This window comes from Blautia sp. An46, from assembly GCF_002161645.1.
GTDB classification, from domain to species: domain Bacteria; phylum Bacillota; class Clostridia; order Lachnospirales; family Lachnospiraceae; genus Blautia; species Blautia ornithocaccae.
Genome location: NZ_NFIF01000018.1, coordinates 63,913 through 87,536, shown reverse-complemented (window position 1 = coordinate 87,536; position 23,624 = coordinate 63,913). Strand labels below are relative to the sequence as shown.

The following is a 23,624-nucleotide window of genomic DNA, read 5'->3' as shown; positions in this document are numbered from 1 at the left end:
TCAGATACCTCTTGTGTTTTTAGATTTTACCAACTCGCCAGGTCAGTAATAATCTAAATTTACTTGAGGTATTTTCTTTGGTCAACTCCTTGATTTATAGTATACAGGAAGCTTTCTATATAGGAATCCACCGGCAGGTCGTCTAAAAGGAGAATATCCGGTCCTTCTTTGTTAAGGAGCTGGGTATTCAGGGTATCAATGGCGTCTTCCGGATTTCCTGAGCCGTCGCTTTCCACCGCATACTCGTAAGTCACCTCTGTCTCCGGGTGCTCCCGTTCGTATTTGCGCACAGCGTCTTCTATCATCCTGCTTTCATACAGGCTGTAAACAGACAGTTCATTTTTCACTTCGCTGGTAACCGAACCGTTGTAATAGTAATAGCAAATACTCAGTTTCTGCGTCTCATAATCCGTATACAGCGCATAGAAGTCTTCATTTTCCCCTGCCAGGAAATGATTGAAGATCAGGCTGCTTGCCGTCTCTCCCATAACCCCTCTGCCAGCGTCATAGATCTGTTCCACAATACTGCCGTCTTCCTTATATACAAAGATTCCTTTGGAATTTGCCAGATAATATTTTCCCTCTCCGGCAGCGCAGAGCTGTCCCCGGTCCTGGTCTCCAAAGTCGATAGCTCCTGTCTCTTCTCCTGTCTGGGTGTCATAAAGAACCAGATCCTGATCCTCATTTCCCAGGACCGCCAGTATATTGCCGCTGATATCTGCCATAGTATCTGAGCTGTTCATGATCATATAGGAGGGAAAGGTATACTGTTCTTTTCCTGTGTCTTTGTCATAGATGGCTATCTCTGATCCCATCCCCATAAAGGCCGGATCTCCTTCCTGATTTACGCCGAAGTAGTAGGGAAAGAATCCCCCTGCTTCTCTCTGGCCTTCTTCAGACAGGCATTCGGGATAAAGTTCCTGGGCTTCTCCCTCCCCGGCATACCGGTAAAGGTGCCATTCCTGGATCAGGTCATCAATGTTTACTTCTTCAGATTCTGAGGACTCCGTTTCTTCAGACTGGCTATCTTCCTGAGAATTTTTTACAGTCATCAGATAAAGGTTCTGATCCTCTCCCTGTATCAGCTTATCGGCAGTGCTATCTGTACCCAGAAGAGTCTCTGCCCAGGATTCTTCCTGCTGGTCCCAGTTTCCTCCTCCGGTATAGGTATAGGAGAAAACCTGTGCTGTCCCGCTGTCGGAAGTACCTCCTGTATAGACTTCCAGATTCCCCTCCTGGTTAAAAAAGCTGCCCATATAATATTCTCCCTCCTGCCAGGGAGCTTCCATTTCTTCCTCTATATAACCGCCTTTGGCGCTGACGGCATCTTCTGTGGTGTCTTTTTGGCTGCAGCCGCTGAGGATCGTTCCTGTTCCAAGGGCTCCTGCCAGAAGAAAACAGATTCCTTTTTTCAGATTCATGATTGTCTCTCCTTTCTCGTTTCTGTCTATCATCATAACAGGGAATTCTCTAAAAATCTTGAAAAACAGAAAGTTATTTTTCGAGAATTTTTAGAGAATTCTGTGATAAAATGAGAACAGGAAAATTTTCTGACCATATAAAACAATTTCTTAAATGATGGCAGGATTGTGAGAATGTACAGTACGTAACAATCCGTAGATATCATAGCTGGAGGCTTTTACCCTCGACATCATATTATTATAGGAAAAGGGAGATTTTTATGAGGATATTACTGGTAGAAGACGATAAAGATTTATGCCAGGCCCTGCTGATCCACTTTAAGGACCAGGGCTATGACACGGATATATGCAATAATGGAACAGACGGGCTTTTCTACGCCCTTCAGAATGTCTATGATCTGATAATCCTGGACCGTATGCTTCCGGAACTGGACGGGCTGACGCTGCTGAATACCATAAGGAAAAGAGGAATCCAGACCCCGGTGATCCTGGCTACTGCCATGGATTCTCTGGACGACAAGATCCATGGCCTGGACGAAGGCGCAGATGACTATATCACTAAGCCCTTTGCCCCGGAAGAGCTTCTGGCCCGTATCCGGGCCCTTACCCGAAGACCCCGGCAGCTCCAGGCTCCCGGCCGGCTTGTGTGGACAGATCTTGCTTTTGACCCTGAAAAACTGGAACTTTCCTGCGGAAAAAACACCCTCTCTCTTTCCAAAAAAGAGGCAGGCCTTATGGAATATTTTATGAAGAATCCAGGGCAGTGTTTGAAGAGATCCATGCTTCTCTCCTATGTATGGGGAGCTGATACGGAAGTGGAGGAAGGCAATCTGGACAATTACATCTATTTTCTCCGAAGACGTCTCCGCACCTTAAAGACTAAGGCAAAAATCACCACCGTCCATGGGGTGGGCTACAAGCTGGAAACAGAGGAGGAAACATAAATGTTCCGGAAACTCCAGAAAAAACTGACCTTCTTTTATTCTATAACCTGCGGGATCATTCTGGCCGGTATTCTTCTGGTCTGCTTTTTTTATATGAAGGGAGCTGTAGAATCCAGGAACCAGGCTCTGTTTTCCAGTCTGTTCCTGAATCTTTCCAATCAGTTCCAGTCCCTGTCCTTTTTCTCTGACCAATGGCTTGCCCAGATGGAAACGAATAACCGGCTGATCATACACATAGAAGAAAATGGGGATCCTATTTTCTTTCCCGGGGCCTGGGATCCGGCCACAGACCGGGAAACACTGATCCAAAACGCTCTGGAACAGGTCTCCCTGGAAGGTCTGTCCGGCACCAGCCTTTCTCCCGGAAGCGCCCGGCAGACCTCTCTTTTCTACATCACTGGAAATTCCGGGGATTATTACTGCGGCATGGCCCTTCAGACAGCCACGGAAACAGGAGAAAAAACTCTTCTTGTCCTTCAGGATATTACCCAGGCAGAAAGACAGACCTTTTTTCAGGGTCTGTTCTTTGCCGGGGCAGGGATCCTGGGCTTTCTCCTCCTGGGCTTTGTAAGCTGGAAATTTGTAGGCAAGACCCTGGTCCCCCTAAAGGAAAACAAAGAAAAGCAGGCAGAATTTATCGCCGCTGCATCCCATGAGCTCCGCTCTCCCCTGGCTGTGATCCAAGCCAGCGCCTCAGCCATAAAAACCTCTCCTGAGGATATTCCTGCCATGGTAGAAAATATTGAAAAAGAGTGCTCCCGTATGAGCACTCTGATCCGTGATCTGCTGATCCTGGCCTCTGCCGATTCAAAAAAATGGAATCTTACTCTGGATCTCTGCGACGGAGATACCATTTTACTGGATGTCTATGAGATTTACCAGCCCCTGTGCAGACAGAATCAGATCCCTCTGAACCTGAAGCTGCCAGATTTAGAGCTACCCAAGATCCGCTGCGACAAAAACCGGATCATCCAGATCCTCTCCGTCCTCATGGACAACGCCATGTCCTACACCGGTCAGGGAAAATCCATAGACCTGGGAATCTTCCTTGAAAAAAAGTATCTCTGCTTCTCCGTAGCAGACCATGGAAAAGGCATTCCCGATCCGGAAAAAGAGGCGGTCTTCGACCGGTTCTATCAGCAGGACAGATCCCGGAATCAGAAAGGCCATTTCGGCCTGGGGCTTCCTGTAGGAAAAGAACTGGCAAAACTCCACAAAGGAGATCTGATCCTGAAAGATACGCCTGGGGGAGGTTGTACTTTTCTTTTAAAGATTCCGTATGGGGAATGATCTTCACAGAACAGGGCCATCGACTAAGCCGGTGGCCCTGTTCTGCCCTTATAATTGCTTTATCATAACAATACCGTGGTAATTATTTCCGTAACAATTCGGGATAAAACCAGTTGGCTTAAAGCCGTAGTCCACGAAATAATCAAAGTGTTTTCTATTGTACGATTTTAAGTCTTTCAATGCTGCCGCAAAATCCAGGATGGGCTTTCCATGACACGACATTTCTGTTGAGCCGATTATGTATTTTAGATTTCGATAACCTTTTTCTTTTGCGTAAGTTTCCGCTTGTATCAGCAATGGTTCCAATTGCTGTTCCATTACAAATTGCCCGTTATCGTCGTATCCTAAATTCTCAATACTTAAGCAGGAATATCCTGCGTATTCCGCACACAAAATCCAACCCTTAATCTTTGAATCTTCCGTCATATACCAACCTATAAGACTTGCAAGCAATGATACATCCTGCAGCTGTTGATATGCCCCAGTATAATCCCACCATTCGGGTTTGACTGTTGACATGAACTGTGCTACAGCGCCAGCATTTGAAGAATTGAGTATATTAATCTCCATTTTCATATCTCCCGTCAGATATCGTCAAAAGAATAAAATTCCTATTAGAAACTCATATCCCAGCCATATGGAATATGCACCTTGAAGAAGCAGAAAAAAAATTTCCCACCACTTCCACCGCTCCTTTTTTCGGATCTTCTTTACCAGAAAAAGTAGCAGAAAGACAACCGCCCATAGAAAAAGAGCTGCCAGGATTCCTGTAAAAAACACTTGCCCAAAAAGTCCCTTCTGAATCTGAATAAAATGAAACAGCAGATAAAACAAAAGTTCTGCTGCATAGATTATATAAAGTTTTTTTCCATTCATAGGATTCTCCTTACTTGGTTCATTGTCTTTCTGCTGTTTTTTACAAAGTCACCGCTTGGATTCCTGCAGTTTACTTTGGTACTTTTCCTGCTCTTCTTCCGGAATCCCAAGGGCCTTCATGGCTTCTTTTGCATTCCATCCAGTGTTTTTCATAAGATTCTTAATATTTTCTAACTGGGTAGATTTTGTGCCCTGCTCATGTCCCTGTCGGAAACCTTCTTCTCTCACAAATTTCATGTGTTCTTCCTGATTATACTCATACAGACACACCTTGATCACCTCCGCTCTGTTTTTCTCCAGAAACTCTTTTAGGATCTCTTCGTTAATACATTCTGTCACTGCTCTCTCCACCGCCTCATCTAAGACTATGGTCTTTGCATACTCCCGTAAATATCTTTGTGCAAAGCTATTTTGGAATAAATATCCGCCACATAAAACAGACAGCGCAGGGGCAGATTGGGATTATAGGTAGACTGGTGTTCATACAGAGACAGCCTGGAATCAATGATAAAAGATAAATCATTCTTGATGGACATGTAGATGGCATTGTCCAGGGTATTGATCTCCAGTTCCTCCGGATCCTCATAATGTTTGCCGCTGACTGCATTATATAATTCCAGCAGTTCTTTCTTTTCCTGAAATACCATAGTAAATACCGAGGATTTATAGGTGCGGTTTGCAGTTACTTTTTTGTCTTGTGCCATAGAAAGACCTCCTTTTTATTGTAATAGGCGGAAGGTCTCTCCTCTGTAAATACACTGAGAAACCTCTCTGCCGGTTTACTGGAATTTTTAAAGCATTGAGATTTCTCAGACATGTTTTCAGAAAAATTGACAGGACAAAAGTCCCATAGATAAGAACTTAAGAAATATAATGCTTTGCCTGTATTGTAACACGGGGCTGCAGAGCAGGCAATGCTGTTTTAATTTTTTATTCCCCGTTCAGTTTCTGGAATACGGAAACAGCATCTAAGATATGATAAGGCTGGGTATCATGGCTGCCGTCTGCCTTGGCGGTAATCAGTGCATAAGTCTTGTCTCCGGCAGTTCCCACACTGGCCAGACACAGGCCTGCTTCAGAAGTATAGCCGGTCTTTCCCCCTAAAATATAATCACTGGCAGCACCGGACTGCTCCATTTCCTGAAACATCAGGCTGGAGAAGGTAAACCCCTCCGGGTGGCCGTCTGTAGGCGGCACGGTGTAAGACCTTGTTGTAAAGATTGCACGGAAGTCCCCATTTTCCCAGGCATACTCCAAAAGCCGGGCCAGATCTCTGGTGGTGGTGTAATGCTTTTTATCCGGAAGACCTGTAGAATTTACAAAGTGGGTATGCTTCATACCCAGTTCCTCTGCTTTCTTATTCATGAGATCTGCAAATTTTTCTTCTGACCCGGCTACTTCTTCTGCCAGTGCTTTGCAGCATTCTCCCCCTGAGGGAAGCATCGCCCCATATAGCAGATCTCTCACAGAAGCATGCTCTCCCGGAAGGAATCCTGCCATGGAAGCGCCCTCTTCATAAAGCTCTGGAAAGATATCTTCTGACAACCTTACCTGTTTATTTAAATCTTCCCCGTTTTCCAATACCAGAAGCACAGTCATCATTTTGGTCAGAGAAGCCGGATAAATCCTCTCCTGGCTCTTCTTCTGAGCTGCAATCTCTCCAGTATCCAGATCCAGAAGCACTGCGATTTTACTGTATAGAGAAGAGAGATCTACCAGATTCTGGCCGGAATCTATATTTTCCTCAACGCTCTCCCTCAGACCGCCCAGGCCGCCTATACTATGTATCACTGCTGCTGCAAGGATAAAAGCATATGCTCCTCCGATAAAAAAAATAAGCTTTCCCAGCAGGTGTTTTCTTCTTTTTCTTCTGCGCATAAAAATCCCGTCCTTTATCTGTGTTTTCCATTCAGAGCCATACATGCCTTAAGTAAGATTCTGAATGATTTAAAAATAACAGATAAAGAACGGGAATGTTTTAATATTTCCTTGCTAAATTCCTAAGAAAAAATGAAGGTAAGAAAAGGTCACTGTTTTACCGGCAATTCCACAGTAAAGATCACTTTCTCATCCTGGCTCCTGGCAGATATACTGCCTCCATGAAGCTCTACGATTTCCTTTGCAATAGCCAGACCCAGTCCGGCGCCTCCGGTATTGGTCTTTCTGGAACTGTCCAGACGGAAAAACTTTTCAAAAATACTTTCCAGCTTTTCTTGGGGTATATTTTTTCCATGGTTTTCAAAAGAAAGAAGGACCTTATCTTTATTCCGGGAAGCCCGTATAGTAATAGGCGTATTTGGGTAGCTGTAAGCTACTGCGTTTTTCAGGATATTGTTAAAGACTCTGGCCAGCCTGTCCGGATCGGCGTGCAAATGAATATCTTCCTCTATTTCCAGTTTTACCTCATTTCCATGGGCTGCCAAAACCGGATAAAACTCTTCGGCCATCTGCATAAGCATATAAGACAGATCCAGATCCTCTTTTTCCAGGAAAATGTTCTGAAGGTTATACTGGGTGATCTCGAAAAATTCCTCGATCAGCCCTTCCAGCCTCTGTGCCTTTTCCAGGGCAATGTGGGTATATTTTTCCTTCTGAGTCTCCGGCATATCCGAAGCCTCTTCAAGAAGGGTAAGATACCCGATAACAGAAGTCAGAGGGGTTTTCAGGTCATGAGCAAGGTAGGTGATCAGGTCATTTTTCCTCTGAGCCTCCTGCTTCAGAGATTCCTCCTTCCGGATCATACCGGTCTTGATCTGCAGCATACGGGCTCCTACTTCTGTATAGGGCGCCGGAAACACCTCTTCCATCTCCAGGTCTCTCGTCATATAACTTTGGATCTTTTTATCAAGATCTTCCACATTTTTCCTTGTCTTCCTTTTACCGTAGAAATAAAGAATGGCAGTTACCGTCAGTACAAGGATAAACACAATAACGATAAAAAATATAACCAGAAAGGCTTTCAACCTATACCAGTTGATTACCGTCTGTACATATTCTCCTCCATATTCGGCACTGTACGCAGACTGTATATAAGTAAACTGACTCTCAAACCAGTCCACAAAACTTCCATTCATAATATAGTCCACCAGAAAGTAAACCAGGCAGCATACTCCAGCTGTTATAAGAAGAATCAGCAGAAGTTTTAAGATCTGTTTTGTTCTATCCCTCAATTTTATATCCGCACCCCCAGACTGTCTTAATATACTTGGGCTTTTCAAAGGAATCTCCCATTTTCTCCCTTAAGCGGCGGATATGAACGGAAATGGTATTATTACTTTTCTGGTAGTATTCGTCTTTCCAGACCTCATGAAAAAGCTCCTCTGCACTGACCACACTTCCCTTTTTCCTACAGAGCACTGCTAAAATCGTAAATTCTGTAGGGGTAAGGGCCAAAGGCTTTTCATTCAGGGTGCACTCATGAGTATCCAGATTCAGGACCAGTCCTTTATGAAAAAACACTTCTTCCTGTTTCTCCCGGCTTCCGTCATACTGCTTGTATCTTCTAAGCTGTGCCTTCACCCGTGCCACCAACTCCAGGGGAAGAAAAGGTTTTGTCACATAGTCGTCAGCTCCCAGTGTCAGTCCGTTGATCTTATCAATTTCTCCTCCCTTGGCTGTAAGCATGATAATGGGATAGGTGTGCTTCTGCCGGATAAGTCTGCACAGTTCCAGGCCATCCACCTCCGGCATCATGATATCCAGAACCGCCAGATCCATCTCTTCCTTCTGGGCACATTTCAGGGCCTCACGGGAGTCGTAGAATTTATAAACCTGGAATCCTTCGTTTTCCAGATACAGAGCCACCAGATCTGTAATTTCCTTCTCGTCATCCACCACTAAAATCTTTTCCTTCATCTCTGCCTCCTTGTGCCAGGTTAAAAATCGTCTTTCCTATCTTACCACAGAATAAAGGCCCGGGCAAATAAAAGCAGGTCCGATATACCATACGATTCTGCATACCGGATCTGCCTTTCTATAACCTCTCAGACCTTATTCCTGGCTCTCATTTAGTTTCTTCTCATACTCCTGCCATTTTTCTTCCGGAATTCCGATAGCTTTCATGGCCTCTACAGCACTCCAGTCCATATTTTTCATGAGGTTTCGGATAGCGGTCAGATTTCCTTGTTCTATTCCCTCTTCTCTCACAAACTTCATATGCTCTTCCTGATTGTATTCATACAGACACACTTTGATCACCTCCGCTCTGTTTTTCTCCAGAAAATCTCTGAGGATCCCTTCGGCAATACACTCTGTCACTGCTCTCTCCACTGCCTCATCTAAGACTATGGTCTTTGCATACTTTCTCACCCGCTCCACAAACTCTGCATACTCCCGCAAAGTTCTGCTGGCTTCCATGAGTCGCTGATTATGCCCCGGACGGATATTGAGCATAACTGCTTCCAGTTCCAGTTTTGGCCGCTCTTCTTTCACCGTATAAAGACTGGAAAGCTTCATGATCTCCCGTTCCGGCACTTCCTGCTCTCCATTATAGAAGATTACAAACTGCGGATCCGGTATAGAAAGAGGCGTGCTCCCGTAAATATCTTTATGCAAAGCTATTTTGGAATAAATATCCGCCACATAAAACAGACAGCGCAGGGGCAGATTGGGATTATAGGTAGACTGGTGTTCATACAGAGACAGCCTGGAATCAATGATAAAAGACAAATCATTCTTGATGGACATATAGATGGCATTGTCCAGGGTATTGATCTCCAGCTTCTCCGGATCCTCATAATGTTTGCCGCTGACTGCATTATATAATTCCAGCAGTTCCTTCTTTTCCTGAAATACCATAGTAAATACCGAGGATTTATAGGTGCGGTTTGCAGTTACTTCTTTGTCTTGTGCCATAGACAGACCTCCTTGTTCATTGTATTAGGCAGAAGGTCTCTCCTCTGTAAATACCCTGAGAAACCTCTCTGCCAGTTTCATGGAATTTTTAAAGCATTGAGATTTCTGAGAAAAGTTTTCAAGAAATATAGACAGAACATTATGTCCCATAGATAAGAACTTAAGAAATATAATGCTTTGCCTGTATTTTATCATGTTCCTTAAACACTTTGCAATAATGAATTGACTTTGCATATACTGTGTAGTACGATATACCTTGTTAAGGAGGGTATTATGAATATTGAAAAATGGAAATCTCAGATATTGCGGGGAACCCTGGAATACTGTGTTCTTCTCTTGCTGAGACAGACTCCCCGTTACGGTTACGAGATCCTTCAGGAACTAAATGCTTATCCTTTTATTGCACCATCTATCCTTTGCTCAGAAGACTTGAAAGGAGGATCCCCATGAACCAATCCCTGGAAAAATATCTGACTGCGGTGGACCGTCACCTGAAACCCCTTCCGGTTTCTGAAAGAGCCGATATCGTAAAAGAAATTAAAAGTACAATGCTGGAAATGGAAAGTGAACAGATGTCTTCCAAACAGATCTTGGATCGTTTAGGGAGTCCAAAAGATCTGGCAAAAGCTTATCTGAAAGATCTGCTGGTAAAAGAAAAAAGATGCAGTGTGAAAAGATTTTTGATCTTATGGGCCTTCTATGCAGCTGCAGGATTTTCCGGTATGGTCGTCATCCCTGTTTTGGCAGTTATTGCTCCTGTCTTCCTATTATGTGGAATAGCCGCACCTGTCCTGAGCGCTGTAAAAATGTTTGACTATCTGTTAAATCTGCAAATTCCCTTTATCCAGAATATGCAGATCGTTTTTTATGGCCTTATAGACTTGAACCCTGTGGCGGAGTTTTTCTGTTCTGCATTCTTTGGGATCCTTCTTTTCTTCCTGGGCCGGGGCGCATGGAAACTGTTACTCCTGTATCTGGAAAAATTAAGCCATACAAAAAAGAGTTTATCATAACATAAGCCGTTCTCTGTCTGTTTAAATGCTATACAAAAGCAAGAAGCTGGTACATTAATCAAAATCGAGAATATTTATACATTTTATTGCTCAGTCTGTGCCGCTTTGAGCCTATGGCCTCAAAGCTATGCTCGACAAATTCCCATAAAATGTATAAATATTCCTGATATATGTTTAATGTGCCAGCTCTTTCTCCTACTTCATCCTCCTGTGTACAGATCACAGGATTCCCAGAGCCTTCTGCATAAGAAGGCTTACCACGGATATTCCCACCCAGCAGCAGAATCCCATGAAAATAGGTTTTCCTCCGGTTTTTACCAGTTTCACCAGATTGGTGTTAAATCCAATAGCCGCCATAGCCATAATAATGAAAAACTTACTCAATTCTTTTATCGGCGCCGTCACAAAACCGGGAAGAGAAAATACGGTGGTGATCACAGAGGCCAGGATAAAGAACAGGATAAAAAAGGGGAAGATCTTTTTTATCTGGAAGGTTCCCCCGGCTTCCTGTCCTGCTGCTTTTGCCTTCCAGACCTGCCAGAGAGCCAGGACCAGGGTAATGGGGATAATCGCCAGGGTTCTGGTCAGCTTTACAATAGTTGCCGCTTCCAGAGTATTGCTTCCATGTATGCCATCCCAGGCCGTGGCTGCTGCAGTTACGGAAGAAGTATCATTAACAGCTGTTCCGGCAAAAAGCCCAAATCCTTCATTGCTCAAACCCAGGACTCCTCCCAGAGAAGGAAAGATCAGGGCTGCGATCACATTAAAAAGAAAAATCACAGAAATCGCCTGGGCAATCTCCTCATCATCTGCATCGATCACCGGAGCCGTAGCCGCAATGGCAGAACCTCCGCAGATACAGGATCCCACACCTACCAGAGTGGAGATCTTGCTGTCCATTTTCAGCACCTTATACATTACAAAGGCGATCACCAGGGCTGTAATAATAGTAGCAAGGATGATGGGAAGAGACTGTTTTCCTTTCTCCAGTATATCTGTCAGGTTCATGCCAAATCCCAGAAGGATCACGGCATACTGGAGGATTTTCTTAGAAGTATATTTTACTCCCGGCTCCAGGGCAGGCTGCTCCTTTATCATAAGGGCAAGGCACATACCCATCAAAATGGCAAAGACCGGTCCTCCCACTACCGGAAGCCATTTCCCCAAAAGCCAGGCCGGAACTGCGATAAGCAGGCAAAAACCGATTCCAAGGGCCTGTTTCTTTAACTGTTTCATTCTGGTCATTCTCCTTTTCTGATTTTCTGTAAAGAATATACCAGACACATTCTATAAAGAAAAGTAATATATTCTTATATCCTTTATAGGTTTTACTTATGCATGAAAAATATTCCGGTTTTTGCCTTTTATACTGCACTTATAAATTTCTATCAACTACTGCTTCTCAAAACCCACCGCTTCCCCTAAATCTTTCCATTTTGTAATCTCCCGGATTTCCTCCCTGAGGATTTTTATTCCCAGATCCGCTGCGCCTTCTCCTAAAAGAATCATTTTCGGAGGATCCTCTTTATTAATTGCTTCAACAATTACTTTGGCAGCCTTCTCAGGATCTCCATTCTGTCCAAATGGGTCTGCAGCCAAATTACCCTAAATGCAAAGACATTTTTAAAAGTATTGCGTTTTAATACTGTCTAAAAAAATTTGAAAGGGCTGTCTCACTAAACATACAGGAAGAATATATATACATTTGACCTCCTGATTTTCCTTTAATGAAACAGCCTCTTATTAAATTTTATATATCCCTCAGGAGAGTCTCCCTTTAAAATCCTCATACCCGAACTTCTTTACCAGCACTTTCTCCCCGTCCGCCTTTTCCCAGACAATGTCCGGAAGGGGCATTCCGTTGAAAGTATTGGTCTTCACCATGGTATAAAGAGCCATATCTTCCAGAATAATCTGATCCCCCGGCTTTAAAGGCTCATCAAAAGAGTAATCCCCGATCACATCTCCAGCCAGACAGGTAGGTCCTGCAAGGCGGAAAGGATAGGCCTTTTTCCCCGGCTCTCCGCTGTTTTTCACCGGAGGACGGTAGGGCATTTCCAGCACATCGGGCATATGACAGGCTGCGGAAGTATCCAATATGGCAATATCCAGATCATTGTGGACCACTTCCAGCACAGAAGCAACCAGCAGTCCTGCATTTAAAACTACCGCCTCTCCCGGCTCCAGGTAGACTTCCAGATCATAGCTCTCCTTCAGCCGCCTTACCATGGCGATCAGTTTCTCTACGTCATAGTCTTCTTTTGTAATGTGGTGTCCCCCTCCCAGGTTCAGCCACTTCATCTGATACAGGTATTTTCCAAATTTTTCCTCCACAGCCTGAAGGGTGATCTCCAAGTCCTCAGCTCCCTGTTCACAGAGAGTGTGGAAGTGCAGTCCGTCCAGAAGAGGCAAGAGACTTTCATCAAAGTTCTCCAGAGTGGTTCCCAGCCTGGACCCCGGTGCACAGGGATCATAAATAGCATGTCCCTCCTGGGTGGAACACTGAGGATTGATCCGCAGGCCTATAGATTTTCCCTCTTTTTTTGCCCGTTCTCCGAAAAGGCGCACCTGTCTGGGTGAGTTGAATACCAGATCATCTGCATACTGTAAAATTTCCTCAAACTCCTCTTCCCGGTAGGCAGGAGAAAATACATGGGTCTCTCCTCCGAAGCATTCATGACCAAGCCGTGCTTCATATAAACCGCTGGCAGTAGTTCCCGCCAGATATTTCCGGATCAGAGGATATGCATAAAACATGGAAAAGGCCTTCTGGGCCAGAAGGATCTTACACCCGGCCTCTTCCTGTACTCTTTTTAAAATTTCCAGATTGTGGAGCAGGCTTTTCTCCTCCACCAGAAAATAGGGGGTAGAAAAGCCTGCCTGTGTTTTCCCGTTCATTAATCCACCAGAACCGGATCATGGCTTTCTCTCCATGGCAGTCCCCATTTATTCAGAGCTTCCATAAATGGATCCGGATCAAACTCTTCAATGTTATGAACTCCCGGTTTGTTCCACTTTCCTGTCATGATCATCATAGCGCCGATCATAGCAGGAACTCCTGTGGTATAGGCAACTGCCTGGGAGCCTACCTCTGCATAGCACTTCTCATGGTCGCAGATGTTGTACAGATAATAGTTCTTGTCCTTTCCGTCTTTCTTTCCCTGGAAAATACAGCCGATATTGGTCTTTCCTTTGGTTCTTGGTCCCAGAGAAGCCGGATCAGGAAGAACTGCCTTTAAGAACTGGAGAGGCACGATCTCTTTTCCCTCAAACATAATAGGCTCAATAGAGGTCATTCCTACATTCTCCAGACATTTTAAGTGGGTAAGATAGCTCTGTCCAAAGGTCATGAAGAAACGGATCCTCTTGATCCCTGGAATATTCAGAGCCAGGCTTTCGATTTCCTCATGGTGGAGCAGATACATATCCTTCTCTCCTACTTCTTCAAAATTATAAACTCTCTTGATCTCCATAGGTTTGGTCTCCACCCAGTGTCCGTCTTCCCAGTAAGAGCCGTTAGCAGAAACCTCCCGGATATTGATCTCCGGGTTAAAGTTGGTGGCAAAAGGATAGCCGTGATCGCCGCCGTTGCAGTCCAGGATATCAATATAGTTGATCTCATCAAATTCATGTTTCAGAGCATAGGCAGAGAATACTCCTGTAACTCCCGGATCAAAACCGCTTCCCAAAAGGGCGGTGATCCCAGCTTTTTCAAACCTTTCTCTGTAGGCCCATTGCCAGCTGTATTCAAATTTTGCCGTGTCTTCCGGCTCATAATTGGCAGTATCCACATAGTGGGTCTTTGTAGCCAGACAGGCGTCCATAATAGTCAGATCCTGATATGGCAGAGCCAGATTCAGCACCACATCCGGTTTTTCTTTGTTGATCAGATTAATCAGTTCCTCCACATTGTCTGCATTTACCTGTGCAGTGGTGATCTTTGTCTTGGTGGTTCCCTGAAGTTTTTCCTTCAGAGCGTCGCACTTGGACACTGTCCTGCTGGCAATGCAGATCTCCTCAAATACTTCACTGTTCTGGCAGCATTTGTGAATAGCTACAGAAGCTACGCCGCCGCATCCGATGATCAATGCTTTTCCCATGATTTTTCCTCCGATTTCTTTTTTGCCTTCAACTTTCGGCTATTGTATTTATAATGTTACTATCTTTTTACCTTTTTCGTGTTTCCATGCATTCGTATGCTTACTTCTATTTACCCAGTGCCAGAAGCATCTCCCGGACGATCTTGCAGGCCACGGCAGTGGAAGCCCCGCTCTGATCGTAATGAGGGCTCAGCTCATTTACGTCGCAGGCCACCACATTACTCTTTTGGCAGACCAGGGTGGCTGCTTTGCGAAGCTCCTCAAAGGAGGCCCCGCCAGGTTCCGGCGTACCTGTTCCCGGAAATACGGAAGGATCCAGCACATCCAGATCCAGAGTAAAGTAAACAGGAACATCCTTCAGTTGTTCCAGGGTTTCCTCAAGGCCCTCAAAATCAAATTTTCTGGTTTTTACATGGTCTTTTCCCCAGTAAAATTCTTCCCGGTCTCCGGAGCGGATACCAAACTGATAGATACGTCCGTCTCCTGCCAGCTCCCAGCATCTTCTCAGCACACAGGCGTGGGAAAGTTCTGCTCCCAGATAGTCCTGGCGCAGATCTGCATGGGCGTCAAAATGAATCACATGGATGTCCGGAAATTTTTTGATCGCTGCCCGGAAAGCTCCCAATGTCACCAGATGTTCTCCGCCCAGCATAAAAGGGATCTTCCCGTCATTCAGTATGATTCCGGCCCGCTCTTCGATATCTGCCAGGGCCAGCTTGGTATTTCCGAAACTCAGCTCCAGATCTCCCGAATCCATGATCCGGTAATCTCTCAGATCCCGGTCCTGATAAGGACTGTAGCTTTCCAGCCCAAAAGACTCATGGCGGATAGCGCTGCTGCCGAATCTGGTTCCAGGGCGAAAAGAAGTGCTGGAATCAAAAGGCGCTCCGAAAAGCACGATATCCGCTTCCTCATAGTCTCTGTCACATTCCAGATAAGTCTCAACGTTTGTTCTCAACATCTTTTAATAGCTCCTCTACATATGCCGGGAGGTAAAAAGCTCCCTTGTGCAGTGTGGTGGTATAATACCTGGTAGTAATTCCCCTGTCATTCCACTCCTTTTCCCTCAGGTCCCGGAGAGGATGATATTTCTTGGAGGCAAAGCCAAAAAGCCAGTGGCCCGATGGATAAGTTGGAATATGGGCCTGATATACCCGGCTTATGGGGAAAGATTCTGTTATATTTCTATGGGCCCGCTGGCAGGCCAGGGCGTCCTCCTCATAAAAAGGACTTTCATGCTGATTTACCATGATCCCGTCTTCCTTTAGGGCTTTATAGCAGTTCCCATAAAACTCTCTGGTAAACAGTCCCTCTCCCGGTCCGAAAGGATCTGTAGAATCCACAATGATCAAATCGTATTCTTCCTTACATCTGCGGATGAACTTCAGGCCGTCCTCATAATGGATCTTTACTCGCTCGTCATCCAGACGGCAGGCAGTCTGGGGCAGATATTTCCTGCATACTTCCACCACCATCTCGTCAATCTCCACCAGGTCGATCCGCTGAATCTCCGGATACCGGACCAGCTCCCGGATAACTCCGCCGTCTCCCGCTCCGATGACCAGCACCTTCTCCACATGGGGGTGTACTGCCATAGGAATATGGGTGATCATCTCATGGTAAATAAACTCATCCTTTTCCGTCAGCATCATATAACCGTCAAGAGTCAGGAAGCGCCCGAACTCCGGCGACTCAAACACGTCAATCCGCTGGAAATCACTGTGGCCGCTGTAAAGCTGCCGGTCAACCCGGATAGACAGCTTTACATTTTTTGTCTGTTTTTCAGAAAACCAAAAATCCATGTCTATACTCCTTTCAGCACATTGAGATGGCGGATTTCAAGATCCTCCGCTCCTGTTAAAGTACAGCCTTTTTCTCTGGCATATTCAATATGTTCCCGGATTTCCTGAGTCACCCGCTCTCCCGGCGCCAGAATAGGGATTCCCGGAGGATAGCACATGACAAATTCACCGGAAATCCGTCCCGGCGCATCCTTCAGCTCCACCTTTTCTTTATCTGCGTAAAAAGCATCCTGGGGAGACACCGCTACCTGAGGATCCACATATTCCTGGGTCATAAGATTCACTTTTTCTTTTCCGAATCTCCTGGAAATCTCCGCAAGAGCAGATACCAGACGCTCAATATCCTGCTTTCTGTCTCCAATAGACAGATAAGCCAGAAAGTTTCCAAAGTCCCCGAATTCTATCTGAATATCATACTCGTCTCTCAGAAGATCATAGACCTCGATTCCCGCCAGCCCTACATCCAGGGTATGGACCGCCAGCTTGGTCACATCAAAGTCATAGACGCTGTTTCCATTGATCAGCTCTCTGCAGAAAGCGTAATACCCTCCAATATCGTTAATCTCTGCTCTGGCGTATTTTGCATAGCTTCTTACCTTTTCAAAGGTCTCCTTGCCTCTGAGAGCCAGATTCCTCCTGGAAATATCCAGACTGGAGAGAAGAAGATACGAGCCGCTGGTAGTCTGGGTCAGGTTTATGATCTGACGGACATATCCCTCGGACATATTGGGTCCCAGAAGGAGAAGGGAGCTCTGTGTGAGACTTCCTCCTGATTTGTGCATAGACACTGCAGCCATATCTGCTCCTGCTTCCATAGCAGATACCGGAAGCTGGTCGGAAAAATAAAAATGAGTTCCATGGGCCTCGTCTGCCAGACAATACATGCCATGGTCATGGGCCATCTTCACAATGGTTTTTATGTCAGAACAAATTCCATAATAAGTAGGATTGTTCACCAGCACTGCTTTGGCATCCGGATTTTCTTCAATAGCCTTCTTAACATCCTCCACCGTCATTCCCAGGGGAATTCCCAGCCGCTCATTACACTGGGGATTTACATATACCGGCACTGCTCCGCAAAGCACCATAGCTCCGATCACGCTTCTGTGGACGTTTCTGGGAAGAATGATCTTCTCCCCTCTCTTTGCCACAGAAAGGACCATAGCCTGAACTGCGGAAGTGGTCCCTCCCACCATTAAAAATGCGTGGGCCGCTCCAAAGGCCTCTGCTGCCAGCTCTTCCGCCTGACGAATCACCGACACGGGATGGCAGAGATTATCCAGGGGCTTCATAGAATTTACATCCATACTCATGCATTTCTCTCCCAGAAGCCTGGCAAGCTCCGGATTTCCTCTTCCTCTTTTATGTCCGGGTACGTCAAAAGGTACCACCCTCATCTTTCTCAGTCTTTCCAATGCCTCGTAAATCGGGGCGTTTTCCTGGGATATTTCACCCATATGCCCACCTCCTGCTCATACAATACGCTTTCTTTTGAAAGCATGCTTAACTGCTAAAATTAGTAAATATTCCGTCCACTGAAGATTTCAATCATTTCTCTTCGCAGACTGTTCATAATATCCAGCCGCTTTTTCGGCGGAAGCTCATAGATGTCCGTATTAAACAGATAGTTTTGGAGATCGATCTCCTTCACCATCATCTTCGTATGGAAAATATTTGCCTCATATACATTAATATCCACTGCGTCATACCTTTCCAGAGTACGGCTGTCGATATAGTCCTGGATAGATGTGACCTTGTGGTCCATAAATAATTTTTCCCCGTTTACGCTTCTGGTAAATCCCCTGACCCGGTAATCCATGGTAATGATATCCGAATCAAAAGAACCGATGAGATAATCCAGGGTGGAAAGAGGGGTGATCTCCCCGCAGGTAGCTACATCAATATCCACCCGGAAGGTAGCCAGGCAAGTCTCCGGATGATACTCCGGATAAGTATGGACCGTCACATGGCTTTTATCCAGATGGGCTACCTGAGTGCTTCCCGCCGGGATCATGGATCCCTCTGCGATAAGCAGAGTAACCGAAGCTCCCTGAGGCTCGTAATCCTGCTGGGCGATATTCAGCACCTGAGCCCCGATCATATCTGTAAGAGTTGTCAGTATGGTCCTGAGTCTGTCAGAATTATACTGCTCGTCAATATAGGCAATATAATCCTTCTGCTCTCTGGCCGTCTTGGCGTAACAGACGTCGTAAATGTTAAAGCTCAGCGCCTTCGTTAAATTATTAAATCCATATAACCTTAGTTTTTCGCCCATATCAGGAACTCCTTTTAACTTATAGAATCAATACAAGTGCAATCCCTTTTTTATTCTTTCTTACTTAAACCAAAATAGGCAGGCCCGCTTTAACTCCCCCTCTCCTCCGTCTTGAGGGGACAGTCCGAAGGACTTTTCTATAGAATAAAAAAACGCAGGCAATCTGCATTTCGGCACATTACTTGCGTGATCCTTCCACATTCTTCTCATTCTTCTGAAAGTTCCCTTTTCAGGAACTTACCGTCAAAAAAATATGGAACCCAAAAGTTCAGAGTCTATATAGCAAATATCTCACTTTTACTACTCTTATTGACCGTTTCACAAGTTGATGTGCACCTTTCTCATGCACTGGTTGTAAAGTTACCAACTTATAAAATTTGAGCTTCTAACTCAATCAATAATGCAGCCCTTGCTGCTGTCGGCAGTTGACCCGGCTGTCCGTATGGCCTTAACCCAAAGGGTGGTCAAAAAATATTTGCATGGAACCTCTGTCGAACTTTGTATCCCATAGCACTTCTACTATAAATGATTTTTCTTTCTTTGTCAATTCCCAGTTATCAAAACTCTCCTCTTTTTCTGCATGGTCAAAAACCCCGCATATCCAGCAGAACTGCATCACCGGATATACGGGGTTTTAGGGTTTTCAGAAACTTTTTTCCTTCTGTTTCAGGGGTTATGAATTTTTCATTACAACACTTTCTACTGTATCCGCCACATGCTCGCAGGCATCTGCACATCTCTCCAGATAGATGTAAATCTCTCTCCAGACAATGATGTGAAGAGGATCGCTGCACTCTGTGTGGAGCTTTCTCATACTCTTCATAAACAGTCGGTCTGAGGTTTCCTCCAGATCATTAATCTCAATGATCCGATTTTTCATCTCCTTAGAATGGCGGAAATCAGAAAAGGCTTTCAAAAGGTCCCGGACCTTCTCACAGCACTGGATCACTACGTCTGTCATCTCCAGAGCATCCGGCTCAATTTCCTGAACATTGCCCATATAAATCCGCATCAATACATCTTCCACCTGATCGGTCATCGTATCAATATTCTGGCTTAACTCTACAATATCCTCCCGCTCAATAGGAGGAATAAATTCCTTTGCCAGCCTGTCCAGCATTTCATGCTTTTTCCCATCTGCCCTGTGTTCAATTTCATGAATCTCTTCCAGATATTTTTCCAACTCCTGGGGTTTGAAATCTCCCAGAACCTTCCGCAGAAGGCTGGCTGCCTGGCAGGATTCTTCTGCACATGCTATAAAATTATCGAAGTAATATGCATCCTGTTTTCTTGCCATTTTTTATCCTCCTAAAAAATTATCATAAATATTTTTGCCATAATGAAACTGATCAGTCCGCAGCCCGGAAACGTAAAGATCCAGGTCAGCATCATATCCTTTACCACGCCGAAATTAATGGCAGACAGACGTTTCACTGCCCCAACGCCCATGATGGCGCTGGTCTTTGTATGGGTGGTAGACACCGGGATACCGGAAACGCTGGCCAGCAGCAAACAGAAAGCTCCTGCCAGGTCCGCGGAAAATCCCTGGAATTTTTCCAGCTTTACCATGTCCATTCCCACTGACTTGATGATCTTCTCACCGCCCACACTGGTTCCTACACCCATAACAATGGAGCAGAGCATCATCAGCCACACTGGGATCACCATTCCCTCTACACTGTTCTGTCCATTGCAGAAAGCCATGCCCAGGAATAAAACGCCGATAAACTTCTGTCCGTCCTGAGCTCCATGCATGAAACTCATAAAAGCAGCTCCGAAAATCTGTCCGTTTCGGAAAAAGGTATTTGTCCTTCTCCGGTCCATCCTTCCGCAGATAATGGTGATTCCCTTACAGATAACCCAACCCACGAAAAATCCCAGAGCCAGGCTCAGTACCAGACCATAAAGCACCTTTACCCATTCATTAAAATTGATGCCTCCGATGCCACCCTGGACAGCAATGGCTGCTCCTGAAAGACCTGCGATCAGGCTGTGGCTTTCACTTGTAGGAATCCCGAATATAGAAGCCGCCACACTGTACACCACAATAGAAAATAATGCAGCACACAAAGCTACCAGAGCCTGGTCAGTCCTGCCTCCGAAATCAACCATATTGCTGATGGTAGAAGCCACAGAACTGTTGATGTGTGTCATGACCAGAACGCCCAGAAAGTTAAACACCGCACTCATCCAGATGGCGTGGCGTACATTCATACTGCGAGTACCGATACAAGTGGCAATGGCATTTGGCGCATCTGTCCATCCATTTACAAAGATAACTCCCAGAGTCAAGGCTACAGTAACAAGCATCACCGGATTCGAAATAACTGCCTGGCAAAAATAAGAAAATGATAAATCCATATATGCCTCTCCTTCTTCTTTTGTCTTATATTTTTCTTTTTTCCAGCAAAAAATGACAGAGGGAAGACTAATCATGCATAGCCATAAAGGCTTAGGCATCCTCATACTTTCTTTTTTTGTCTTCCTCCTGTCATTATATTTTACACAGATTTAATCCAAATATAACATTCAATCTTTTCATTGTCAACAGGACACATTATACAAAAAACCTGTTCCGTTTTCCCCCATCTTAGACGGTTTTCACGGAACAGGTTTTTCTTGAATTTTTTCTTGAATATCAGATAACTACGATAACGCCGCCGTCATTGGCATACATAGTGCTGACCCCTGCAGTATCCAGAAGCACTACATCTTTTACAGGAATCCTCTTTAATATGGCGTCTTTCACGATTTCTGCCCTGGCCGGACAATTGCAGTGGGTAATGCCCAATACTTTATTCTTGCTGTCCACAGCTCCCTTAGCCACGTAGTCTACCATCTTCACCAGGGCTTTGTTGATTCCTCTGGCCTGGTCAAGCTGGGCAATGGTTCCTTCAGGAGTAGAGCCCATTACTGGTTTGATCTTCAGGGCGCTGGCAACAAAAGCTTTTAAATTGCTGAGCCTTCCGTTCTTTCTCAGGGTCTCCAGATTTTCCAGAACAAAATAGGTCTTCTGAGACTCTATATATTTATTTACGGTCTCCACAGTTTCCTCAAACTCCATGCCTGCCTGCTCACATTCTTCAATCTTCAAAGCGATTAAAGTCTCTCCTACAGAAGCTGAGCAGGAATCGAATACATGAATTTTTTTCTCCGGTTTATTCTCCAGGAGCAGGTTTCTTCCCAGTACAGCGCTGTTGTAAGAACCGCTGAGATTAGAGGAAAGAGTCACTGCATAAACATGTTCTGCATCACAGTCAAAGGCATCCATATATTTTTCCGGGGATGGACAGGAAGACTTTGGACAGTTGGGGCTGTCTGCAATCTTTTTCAGGAAATATGCCTGGTCAAAAGTTTCATCATCCACAATGTCCTCGCCGTCTACTGTCAGTGTAAGGGGAGCGCTTTCAATGTGCTCATCTGTTTTCCATCTCTCTAAAAGCTCTCCGCAGCTATCTATAATAATTTTATAACTCATTTTTCACAACCTCTTTATGTAGTTTTTAATACCATGTCTTATGATAACACACCTGATTCTATTTGAAAAGGTTTTTTCCGGGAAAACTCTAGGATTTTTTTCTCTTTTCGTTTATACTGTTATTGGTTCTGTTCAAAAAGGCTGTTCCTCTTTGAACAGTCCCAGAACTTATCAGAAATGAGGCCTGTATTTATATGATTGCTGTAAAAATTCAGGATATTAAAGATTTCATGTCAAAGCTTTTGATCGGTAATGCCTTTGACTCCTTCTGGCTCAGTGAAGCATCTATTACCACTTCTGTGACTTACTCCATTGAAGGAAATCTCCATGAAGAGTTCTTTGACACAGAAGAGAACCAGCAGCTTCAGGAAGAACGGCGGAATTACGCTTTATGGAAAGATATCAAGCCTTTCTGCTTTTCTATAATAAGGGGAAAAAAGACTCCTCTTCATTTTAAGATCATATTCCGTCTTTCCAGCAAAAATACAGAAAAGCTGCTTCAGGGAAGCGGGCTTTCTTACACAACTGAAGAAATTTTTGGTCTGTTTTTAAATTTTCAGTATGACGGAGCTCATCTTACCTGTACCACAGGTACTTCTCTGAAGACCTTTACTCTGGACAAGTCCCTGGACCACGCCTGGGACGAGCTTGTCCTGAAATATTTTAAACAACAGCAGATTCTCTGGGAATCTGTATAGAAAACGGAGGTTATATCTATGATCCAGGATCTTGGCAGTCACTGCTATCATAACGAATACCGTCCGGTGCCTCCAAAGGGCGGGGACTGTATTCTTTTCTTTCAGGAGCGGAAAGTGCTGGTAAAAATCACAGAAGATACTTTTTCCTTTCCTGATTTCCAGTATACTGGGGAATATTATCCCCGGATTTATAAATCTTATACCTATCTATTCTCCATTGATGGAAGGAATTATTATCTTACCCAAGAAGAATCTTTAGAAGCCCTTCCTGGTTATACTATGGAGGACATTATCATCTTCCGGAATCTGGGACCCCAGGTAAACGGCTTCGCCCTGATTACCGGTTATCAGCTTTACAACTGGTACTCCACCAGAAAGTTCTGCGGAAAATGCGGACATTCTCTGATCCACGACACTAGAGAAAGGATGATGTACTGTCCTCACTGCAAAAACACCGAGTATCCAAAAATTTCTCCTGCTGTAATCGTAGGTGTACGGAATGGAAACCGGCTTCTCATGTCTAAATATGCAGGAGGAACTGCCCGGCGCTACGCTCTTATCGCAGGGTTTGCAGAAATCGGGGAAACTCTGGAAGAAACGGTAAAGAGGGAAGTTATGGAGGAAGTGGGACTAAAGGTCAAAAATATCCGCTATTATAAAAGCCAGCCCTGGTCTCTGTCCAGCAGTCTCCTGATGGGATTCTACTGCGACCTGGATGGCAGCGACCACATCACTCTGGAGGAAGACGAGCTGTCTGAAGCAGAGTGGTTTGAAAGAGAGGATATTCCCTATGACGAATATGATGTGAGCCTGACACGGGAGATGATGATCCAGTTTAAGAAAGGGCTGGATTGATCTTAGCCAAATGGAGGA

25 protein-coding genes are annotated in these 23,624 nt (G+C 44.9%); 6 read left to right on the top strand and 19 right to left on the bottom strand.

Features of this window, described 5'->3' with window-relative positions; translation table 11 throughout:
• Window positions 1-59: 59 nt before the first annotated feature.
• Entirely contained in the window at window positions 60-1,421 is a 1,362-nt protein-coding gene (locus B5G00_RS14210; protein ID WP_087273862.1) for a hypothetical protein, read from the bottom strand.
• Window positions 1,422-1,681: 260 nt separating this feature from the next.
• Between B5G00_RS14210 and B5G00_RS14205 the strand changes: the two genes are divergently transcribed.
• Together B5G00_RS14205 and B5G00_RS14200 are read left to right on the top strand one after the other, a co-directional pair.
• On the top strand, window positions 1,682-2,365 hold the full coding sequence (locus B5G00_RS14205; RefSeq protein WP_087273860.1) for a response regulator transcription factor: 684 nt from the start codon (window positions 1,682-1,684) through the stop codon (window positions 2,363-2,365).
• Window positions 2,366-3,655 carry a sensor histidine kinase gene (locus B5G00_RS14200; protein WP_087273858.1) on the top strand — a complete coding sequence of 430 codons (1,290 nt, stop codon included), beginning with the start codon at window positions 2,366-2,368 and terminating at the stop codon, window positions 3,653-3,655. It begins immediately after the preceding gene.
• Between the two features lie 48 nt (window positions 3,656-3,703).
• Here the strand turns inward: B5G00_RS14200 and B5G00_RS14195 are convergent, their stop codons facing one another.
• The 8 genes from B5G00_RS14195 to B5G00_RS14165 form a co-directional block, all read right to left on the bottom strand.
• Window positions 3,704-4,225: a hypothetical protein gene (locus tag B5G00_RS14195; RefSeq protein ID WP_087273856.1), complete on the bottom strand. Its 522-nt coding sequence runs from the start codon at window positions 4,223-4,225 to the stop codon at window positions 3,704-3,706.
• A 24-nt stretch (window positions 4,226-4,249) separates the two neighbouring features.
• A complete protein-coding gene (locus B5G00_RS14190; RefSeq protein WP_087273854.1) occupies window positions 4,250-4,531 on the bottom strand; it encodes a hypothetical protein in 282 nt (93 codons plus the stop codon).
• A gap of 48 nt (window positions 4,532-4,579) precedes the next feature.
• Complete coding sequence (locus B5G00_RS19380; protein ID WP_242971371.1) at window positions 4,580-4,870, bottom strand: hypothetical protein; 291 nt, start codon at window positions 4,868-4,870, stop codon at window positions 4,580-4,582.
• A 26-nt stretch (window positions 4,871-4,896) separates the two neighbouring features.
• Window positions 4,897-5,235, bottom strand: coding sequence for a hypothetical protein (locus tag B5G00_RS19375; protein WP_330396377.1), 339 nt, complete (start codon window positions 5,233-5,235; stop codon window positions 4,897-4,899).
• A 226-nt stretch (window positions 5,236-5,461) separates the two neighbouring features.
• The gene (locus B5G00_RS14180) at window positions 5,462-6,409 is read right to left on the bottom strand and encodes a D-alanyl-D-alanine carboxypeptidase family protein (RefSeq protein WP_087273852.1); all 948 of its coding nucleotides are present in this window, start codon (window positions 6,407-6,409) and stop codon (window positions 5,462-5,464) included.
• Between the two features lie 149 nt (window positions 6,410-6,558).
• Window positions 6,559-7,605, bottom strand: a complete 1,047-nt coding sequence (locus B5G00_RS14175) for a sensor histidine kinase (protein ID WP_242971370.1) — start codon at window positions 7,603-7,605, stop codon at window positions 6,559-6,561.
• Window positions 7,606-7,690: 85 nt separating this feature from the next.
• Window positions 7,691-8,386, bottom strand: a complete 696-nt coding sequence (gene vanR / locus B5G00_RS14170; RefSeq protein ID WP_087273849.1) for a VanR-ABDEGLN family response regulator transcription factor — start codon at window positions 8,384-8,386, stop codon at window positions 7,691-7,693.
• Window positions 8,387-8,521: 135 nt separating this feature from the next.
• Window positions 8,522-9,385 carry a hypothetical protein gene (locus B5G00_RS14165; RefSeq protein ID WP_087273847.1) on the bottom strand — a complete coding sequence of 288 codons (864 nt, stop codon included), beginning with the start codon at window positions 9,383-9,385 and terminating at the stop codon, window positions 8,522-8,524.
• A gap of 273 nt (window positions 9,386-9,658) precedes the next feature.
• Here B5G00_RS14165 and B5G00_RS18745 point away from each other — a divergent pair, with 273 nt between their 5' ends.
• Window positions 9,659-9,835: a PadR family transcriptional regulator gene (locus B5G00_RS18745; RefSeq protein ID WP_140403167.1), complete on the top strand. Its 177-nt coding sequence runs from the start codon at window positions 9,659-9,661 to the stop codon at window positions 9,833-9,835.
• Entirely contained in the window at window positions 9,832-10,398 is a 567-nt protein-coding gene (locus tag B5G00_RS14160) for a DUF1700 domain-containing protein (protein ID WP_087273845.1), read from the top strand. Before B5G00_RS18745 ends, B5G00_RS14160 begins: the two co-directional genes overlap by 4 nt.
• Before the next feature lie 219 nt (window positions 10,399-10,617).
• On the opposite strand, the gene B5G00_RS14155 is transcribed toward B5G00_RS14160, so the two are convergent.
• The 10 genes from B5G00_RS14155 to B5G00_RS14105 form a co-directional block, all read right to left on the bottom strand.
• Window positions 10,618-11,634 (bottom strand): YeiH family protein, encoded by a 1,017-nt coding sequence (locus B5G00_RS14155; RefSeq protein WP_087273844.1) that lies wholly within the window; start codon window positions 11,632-11,634, stop codon window positions 10,618-10,620.
• A 525-nt stretch (window positions 11,635-12,159) separates the two neighbouring features.
• Window positions 12,160-13,296: a carboxynorspermidine decarboxylase gene (gene nspC, locus B5G00_RS14145; protein ID WP_087273838.1), complete on the bottom strand. Its 1,137-nt coding sequence runs from the start codon at window positions 13,294-13,296 to the stop codon at window positions 12,160-12,162.
• Window positions 13,296-14,498, bottom strand: a complete 1,203-nt coding sequence (locus B5G00_RS14140; RefSeq protein ID WP_087273835.1) for a saccharopine dehydrogenase family protein — start codon at window positions 14,496-14,498, stop codon at window positions 13,296-13,298. Before B5G00_RS14140 ends, nspC begins: the two co-directional genes overlap by 1 nt.
• A 106-nt stretch (window positions 14,499-14,604) precedes the next feature.
• Window positions 14,605-15,459, bottom strand: coding sequence for an agmatinase (speB, locus tag B5G00_RS14135; protein WP_087273833.1), 855 nt, complete (start codon window positions 15,457-15,459; stop codon window positions 14,605-14,607).
• Complete coding sequence (gene speE / locus B5G00_RS14130; protein WP_087273831.1) at window positions 15,440-16,300, bottom strand: polyamine aminopropyltransferase; 861 nt, start codon at window positions 16,298-16,300, stop codon at window positions 15,440-15,442. The genes speB and speE overlap by 20 nt, the downstream gene beginning before the upstream one ends.
• Window positions 16,301-16,302: 2 nt before the next feature.
• Entirely contained in the window at window positions 16,303-17,757 is a 1,455-nt protein-coding gene (locus B5G00_RS14125) for an aminotransferase class I/II-fold pyridoxal phosphate-dependent enzyme (RefSeq protein WP_087273829.1), read from the bottom strand.
• A 59-nt stretch (window positions 17,758-17,816) separates the two neighbouring features.
• On the bottom strand, window positions 17,817-18,575 hold the full coding sequence (gene speD / locus B5G00_RS14120) for an adenosylmethionine decarboxylase (RefSeq protein WP_087273827.1): 759 nt from the start codon (window positions 18,573-18,575) through the stop codon (window positions 17,817-17,819).
• 673 nt (window positions 18,576-19,248) lie between these two features.
• Window positions 19,249-19,872 (bottom strand): DUF47 domain-containing protein, encoded by a 624-nt coding sequence (locus B5G00_RS14115; protein ID WP_087273825.1) that lies wholly within the window; start codon window positions 19,870-19,872, stop codon window positions 19,249-19,251.
• Between the two features lie 11 nt (window positions 19,873-19,883).
• On the bottom strand, window positions 19,884-20,936 hold the full coding sequence (locus B5G00_RS14110) for an inorganic phosphate transporter (protein ID WP_087273881.1): 1,053 nt from the start codon (window positions 20,934-20,936) through the stop codon (window positions 19,884-19,886).
• 277 nt (window positions 20,937-21,213) lie between these two features.
• Window positions 21,214-22,053 carry a DegV family protein gene (locus B5G00_RS14105; protein WP_087273823.1) on the bottom strand — a complete coding sequence of 280 codons (840 nt, stop codon included), beginning with the start codon at window positions 22,051-22,053 and terminating at the stop codon, window positions 21,214-21,216.
• A 194-nt stretch (window positions 22,054-22,247) separates the two neighbouring features.
• Between B5G00_RS14105 and B5G00_RS14100 the strand changes: the two genes are divergently transcribed.
• A complete protein-coding gene (locus tag B5G00_RS14100) occupies window positions 22,248-22,751 on the top strand; it encodes a DUF5721 family protein (RefSeq protein ID WP_087273821.1) in 504 nt (167 codons plus the stop codon).
• Window positions 22,752-22,769: 18 nt separating this feature from the next.
• Window positions 22,770-23,606: an NAD(+) diphosphatase gene (nudC, locus tag B5G00_RS14095; protein ID WP_087273818.1), complete on the top strand. Its 837-nt coding sequence runs from the start codon at window positions 22,770-22,772 to the stop codon at window positions 23,604-23,606.
• The last annotated feature ends 18 nt before the right edge of the window (window positions 23,607-23,624 follow it).

What these genes read in the sequence shown, in the direction of transcription:
- B5G00_RS14210 (WP_087273862.1), bottom strand. Translation starts at nt 1,421, where the DNA reads ATGAATCTGAAAAAAGGAATCTGTTTTCTTCTGGCAGGAGCCCTTGGA.
- B5G00_RS14205 (WP_087273860.1), top strand. Translation starts at nt 1,682, where the DNA reads ATGAGGATATTACTGGTAGAAGACGATAAAGATTTATGCCAGGCCCTG.
- B5G00_RS14200 (WP_087273858.1), top strand. Translation starts at nt 2,366, where the DNA reads ATGTTCCGGAAACTCCAGAAAAAACTGACCTTCTTTTATTCTATAACC.
- B5G00_RS14195 (WP_087273856.1), bottom strand. Translation starts at nt 4,225, where the DNA reads ATGGAGATTAATATACTCAATTCTTCAAATGCTGGCGCTGTAGCACAG.
- B5G00_RS14190 (WP_087273854.1), bottom strand. Translation starts at nt 4,531, where the DNA reads ATGAATGGAAAAAAACTTTATATAATCTATGCAGCAGAACTTTTGTTT.
- B5G00_RS19375 (WP_330396377.1), bottom strand. Translation starts at nt 5,235, where the DNA reads ATGGCACAAGACAAAAAAGTAACTGCAAACCGCACCTATAAATCCTCG.
- B5G00_RS14180 (WP_087273852.1), bottom strand. Translation starts at nt 6,409, where the DNA reads ATGCGCAGAAGAAAAAGAAGAAAACACCTGCTGGGAAAGCTTATTTTT.
- B5G00_RS14175 (WP_242971370.1), bottom strand. Translation starts at nt 7,605, where the DNA reads ATGAATGGAAGTTTTGTGGACTGGTTTGAGAGTCAGTTTACTTATATA.
- vanR (WP_087273849.1), bottom strand. Translation starts at nt 8,386, where the DNA reads ATGAAGGAAAAGATTTTAGTGGTGGATGACGAGAAGGAAATTACAGAT.
- B5G00_RS14165 (WP_087273847.1), bottom strand. Translation starts at nt 9,385, where the DNA reads ATGGCACAAGACAAAGAAGTAACTGCAAACCGCACCTATAAATCCTCG.
- B5G00_RS18745 (WP_140403167.1), top strand. Translation starts at nt 9,659, where the DNA reads ATGAATATTGAAAAATGGAAATCTCAGATATTGCGGGGAACCCTGGAA.
- B5G00_RS14160 (WP_087273845.1), top strand. Translation starts at nt 9,832, where the DNA reads ATGAACCAATCCCTGGAAAAATATCTGACTGCGGTGGACCGTCACCTG.
- B5G00_RS14155 (WP_087273844.1), bottom strand. Translation starts at nt 11,634, where the DNA reads ATGAAACAGTTAAAGAAACAGGCCCTTGGAATCGGTTTTTGCCTGCTT.
- nspC (WP_087273838.1), bottom strand. Translation starts at nt 13,296, where the DNA reads ATGAACGGGAAAACACAGGCAGGCTTTTCTACCCCCTATTTTCTGGTG.
- B5G00_RS14140 (WP_087273835.1), bottom strand. Translation starts at nt 14,498, where the DNA reads ATGGGAAAAGCATTGATCATCGGATGCGGCGGCGTAGCTTCTGTAGCT.
- speB (WP_087273833.1), bottom strand. Translation starts at nt 15,459, where the DNA reads ATGTTGAGAACAAACGTTGAGACTTATCTGGAATGTGACAGAGACTAT.
- speE (WP_087273831.1), bottom strand. Translation starts at nt 16,300, where the DNA reads ATGGATTTTTGGTTTTCTGAAAAACAGACAAAAAATGTAAAGCTGTCT.
- B5G00_RS14125 (WP_087273829.1), bottom strand. Translation starts at nt 17,757, where the DNA reads ATGGGTGAAATATCCCAGGAAAACGCCCCGATTTACGAGGCATTGGAA.
- speD (WP_087273827.1), bottom strand. Translation starts at nt 18,575, where the DNA reads ATGGGCGAAAAACTAAGGTTATATGGATTTAATAATTTAACGAAGGCG.
- B5G00_RS14115 (WP_087273825.1), bottom strand. Translation starts at nt 19,872, where the DNA reads ATGGCAAGAAAACAGGATGCATATTACTTCGATAATTTTATAGCATGT.
- B5G00_RS14110 (WP_087273881.1), bottom strand. Translation starts at nt 20,936, where the DNA reads ATGGATTTATCATTTTCTTATTTTTGCCAGGCAGTTATTTCGAATCCG.
- B5G00_RS14105 (WP_087273823.1), bottom strand. Translation starts at nt 22,053, where the DNA reads ATGAGTTATAAAATTATTATAGATAGCTGCGGAGAGCTTTTAGAGAGA.
- B5G00_RS14100 (WP_087273821.1), top strand. Translation starts at nt 22,248, where the DNA reads ATGATTGCTGTAAAAATTCAGGATATTAAAGATTTCATGTCAAAGCTT.
- nudC (WP_087273818.1), top strand. Translation starts at nt 22,770, where the DNA reads ATGATCCAGGATCTTGGCAGTCACTGCTATCATAACGAATACCGTCCG.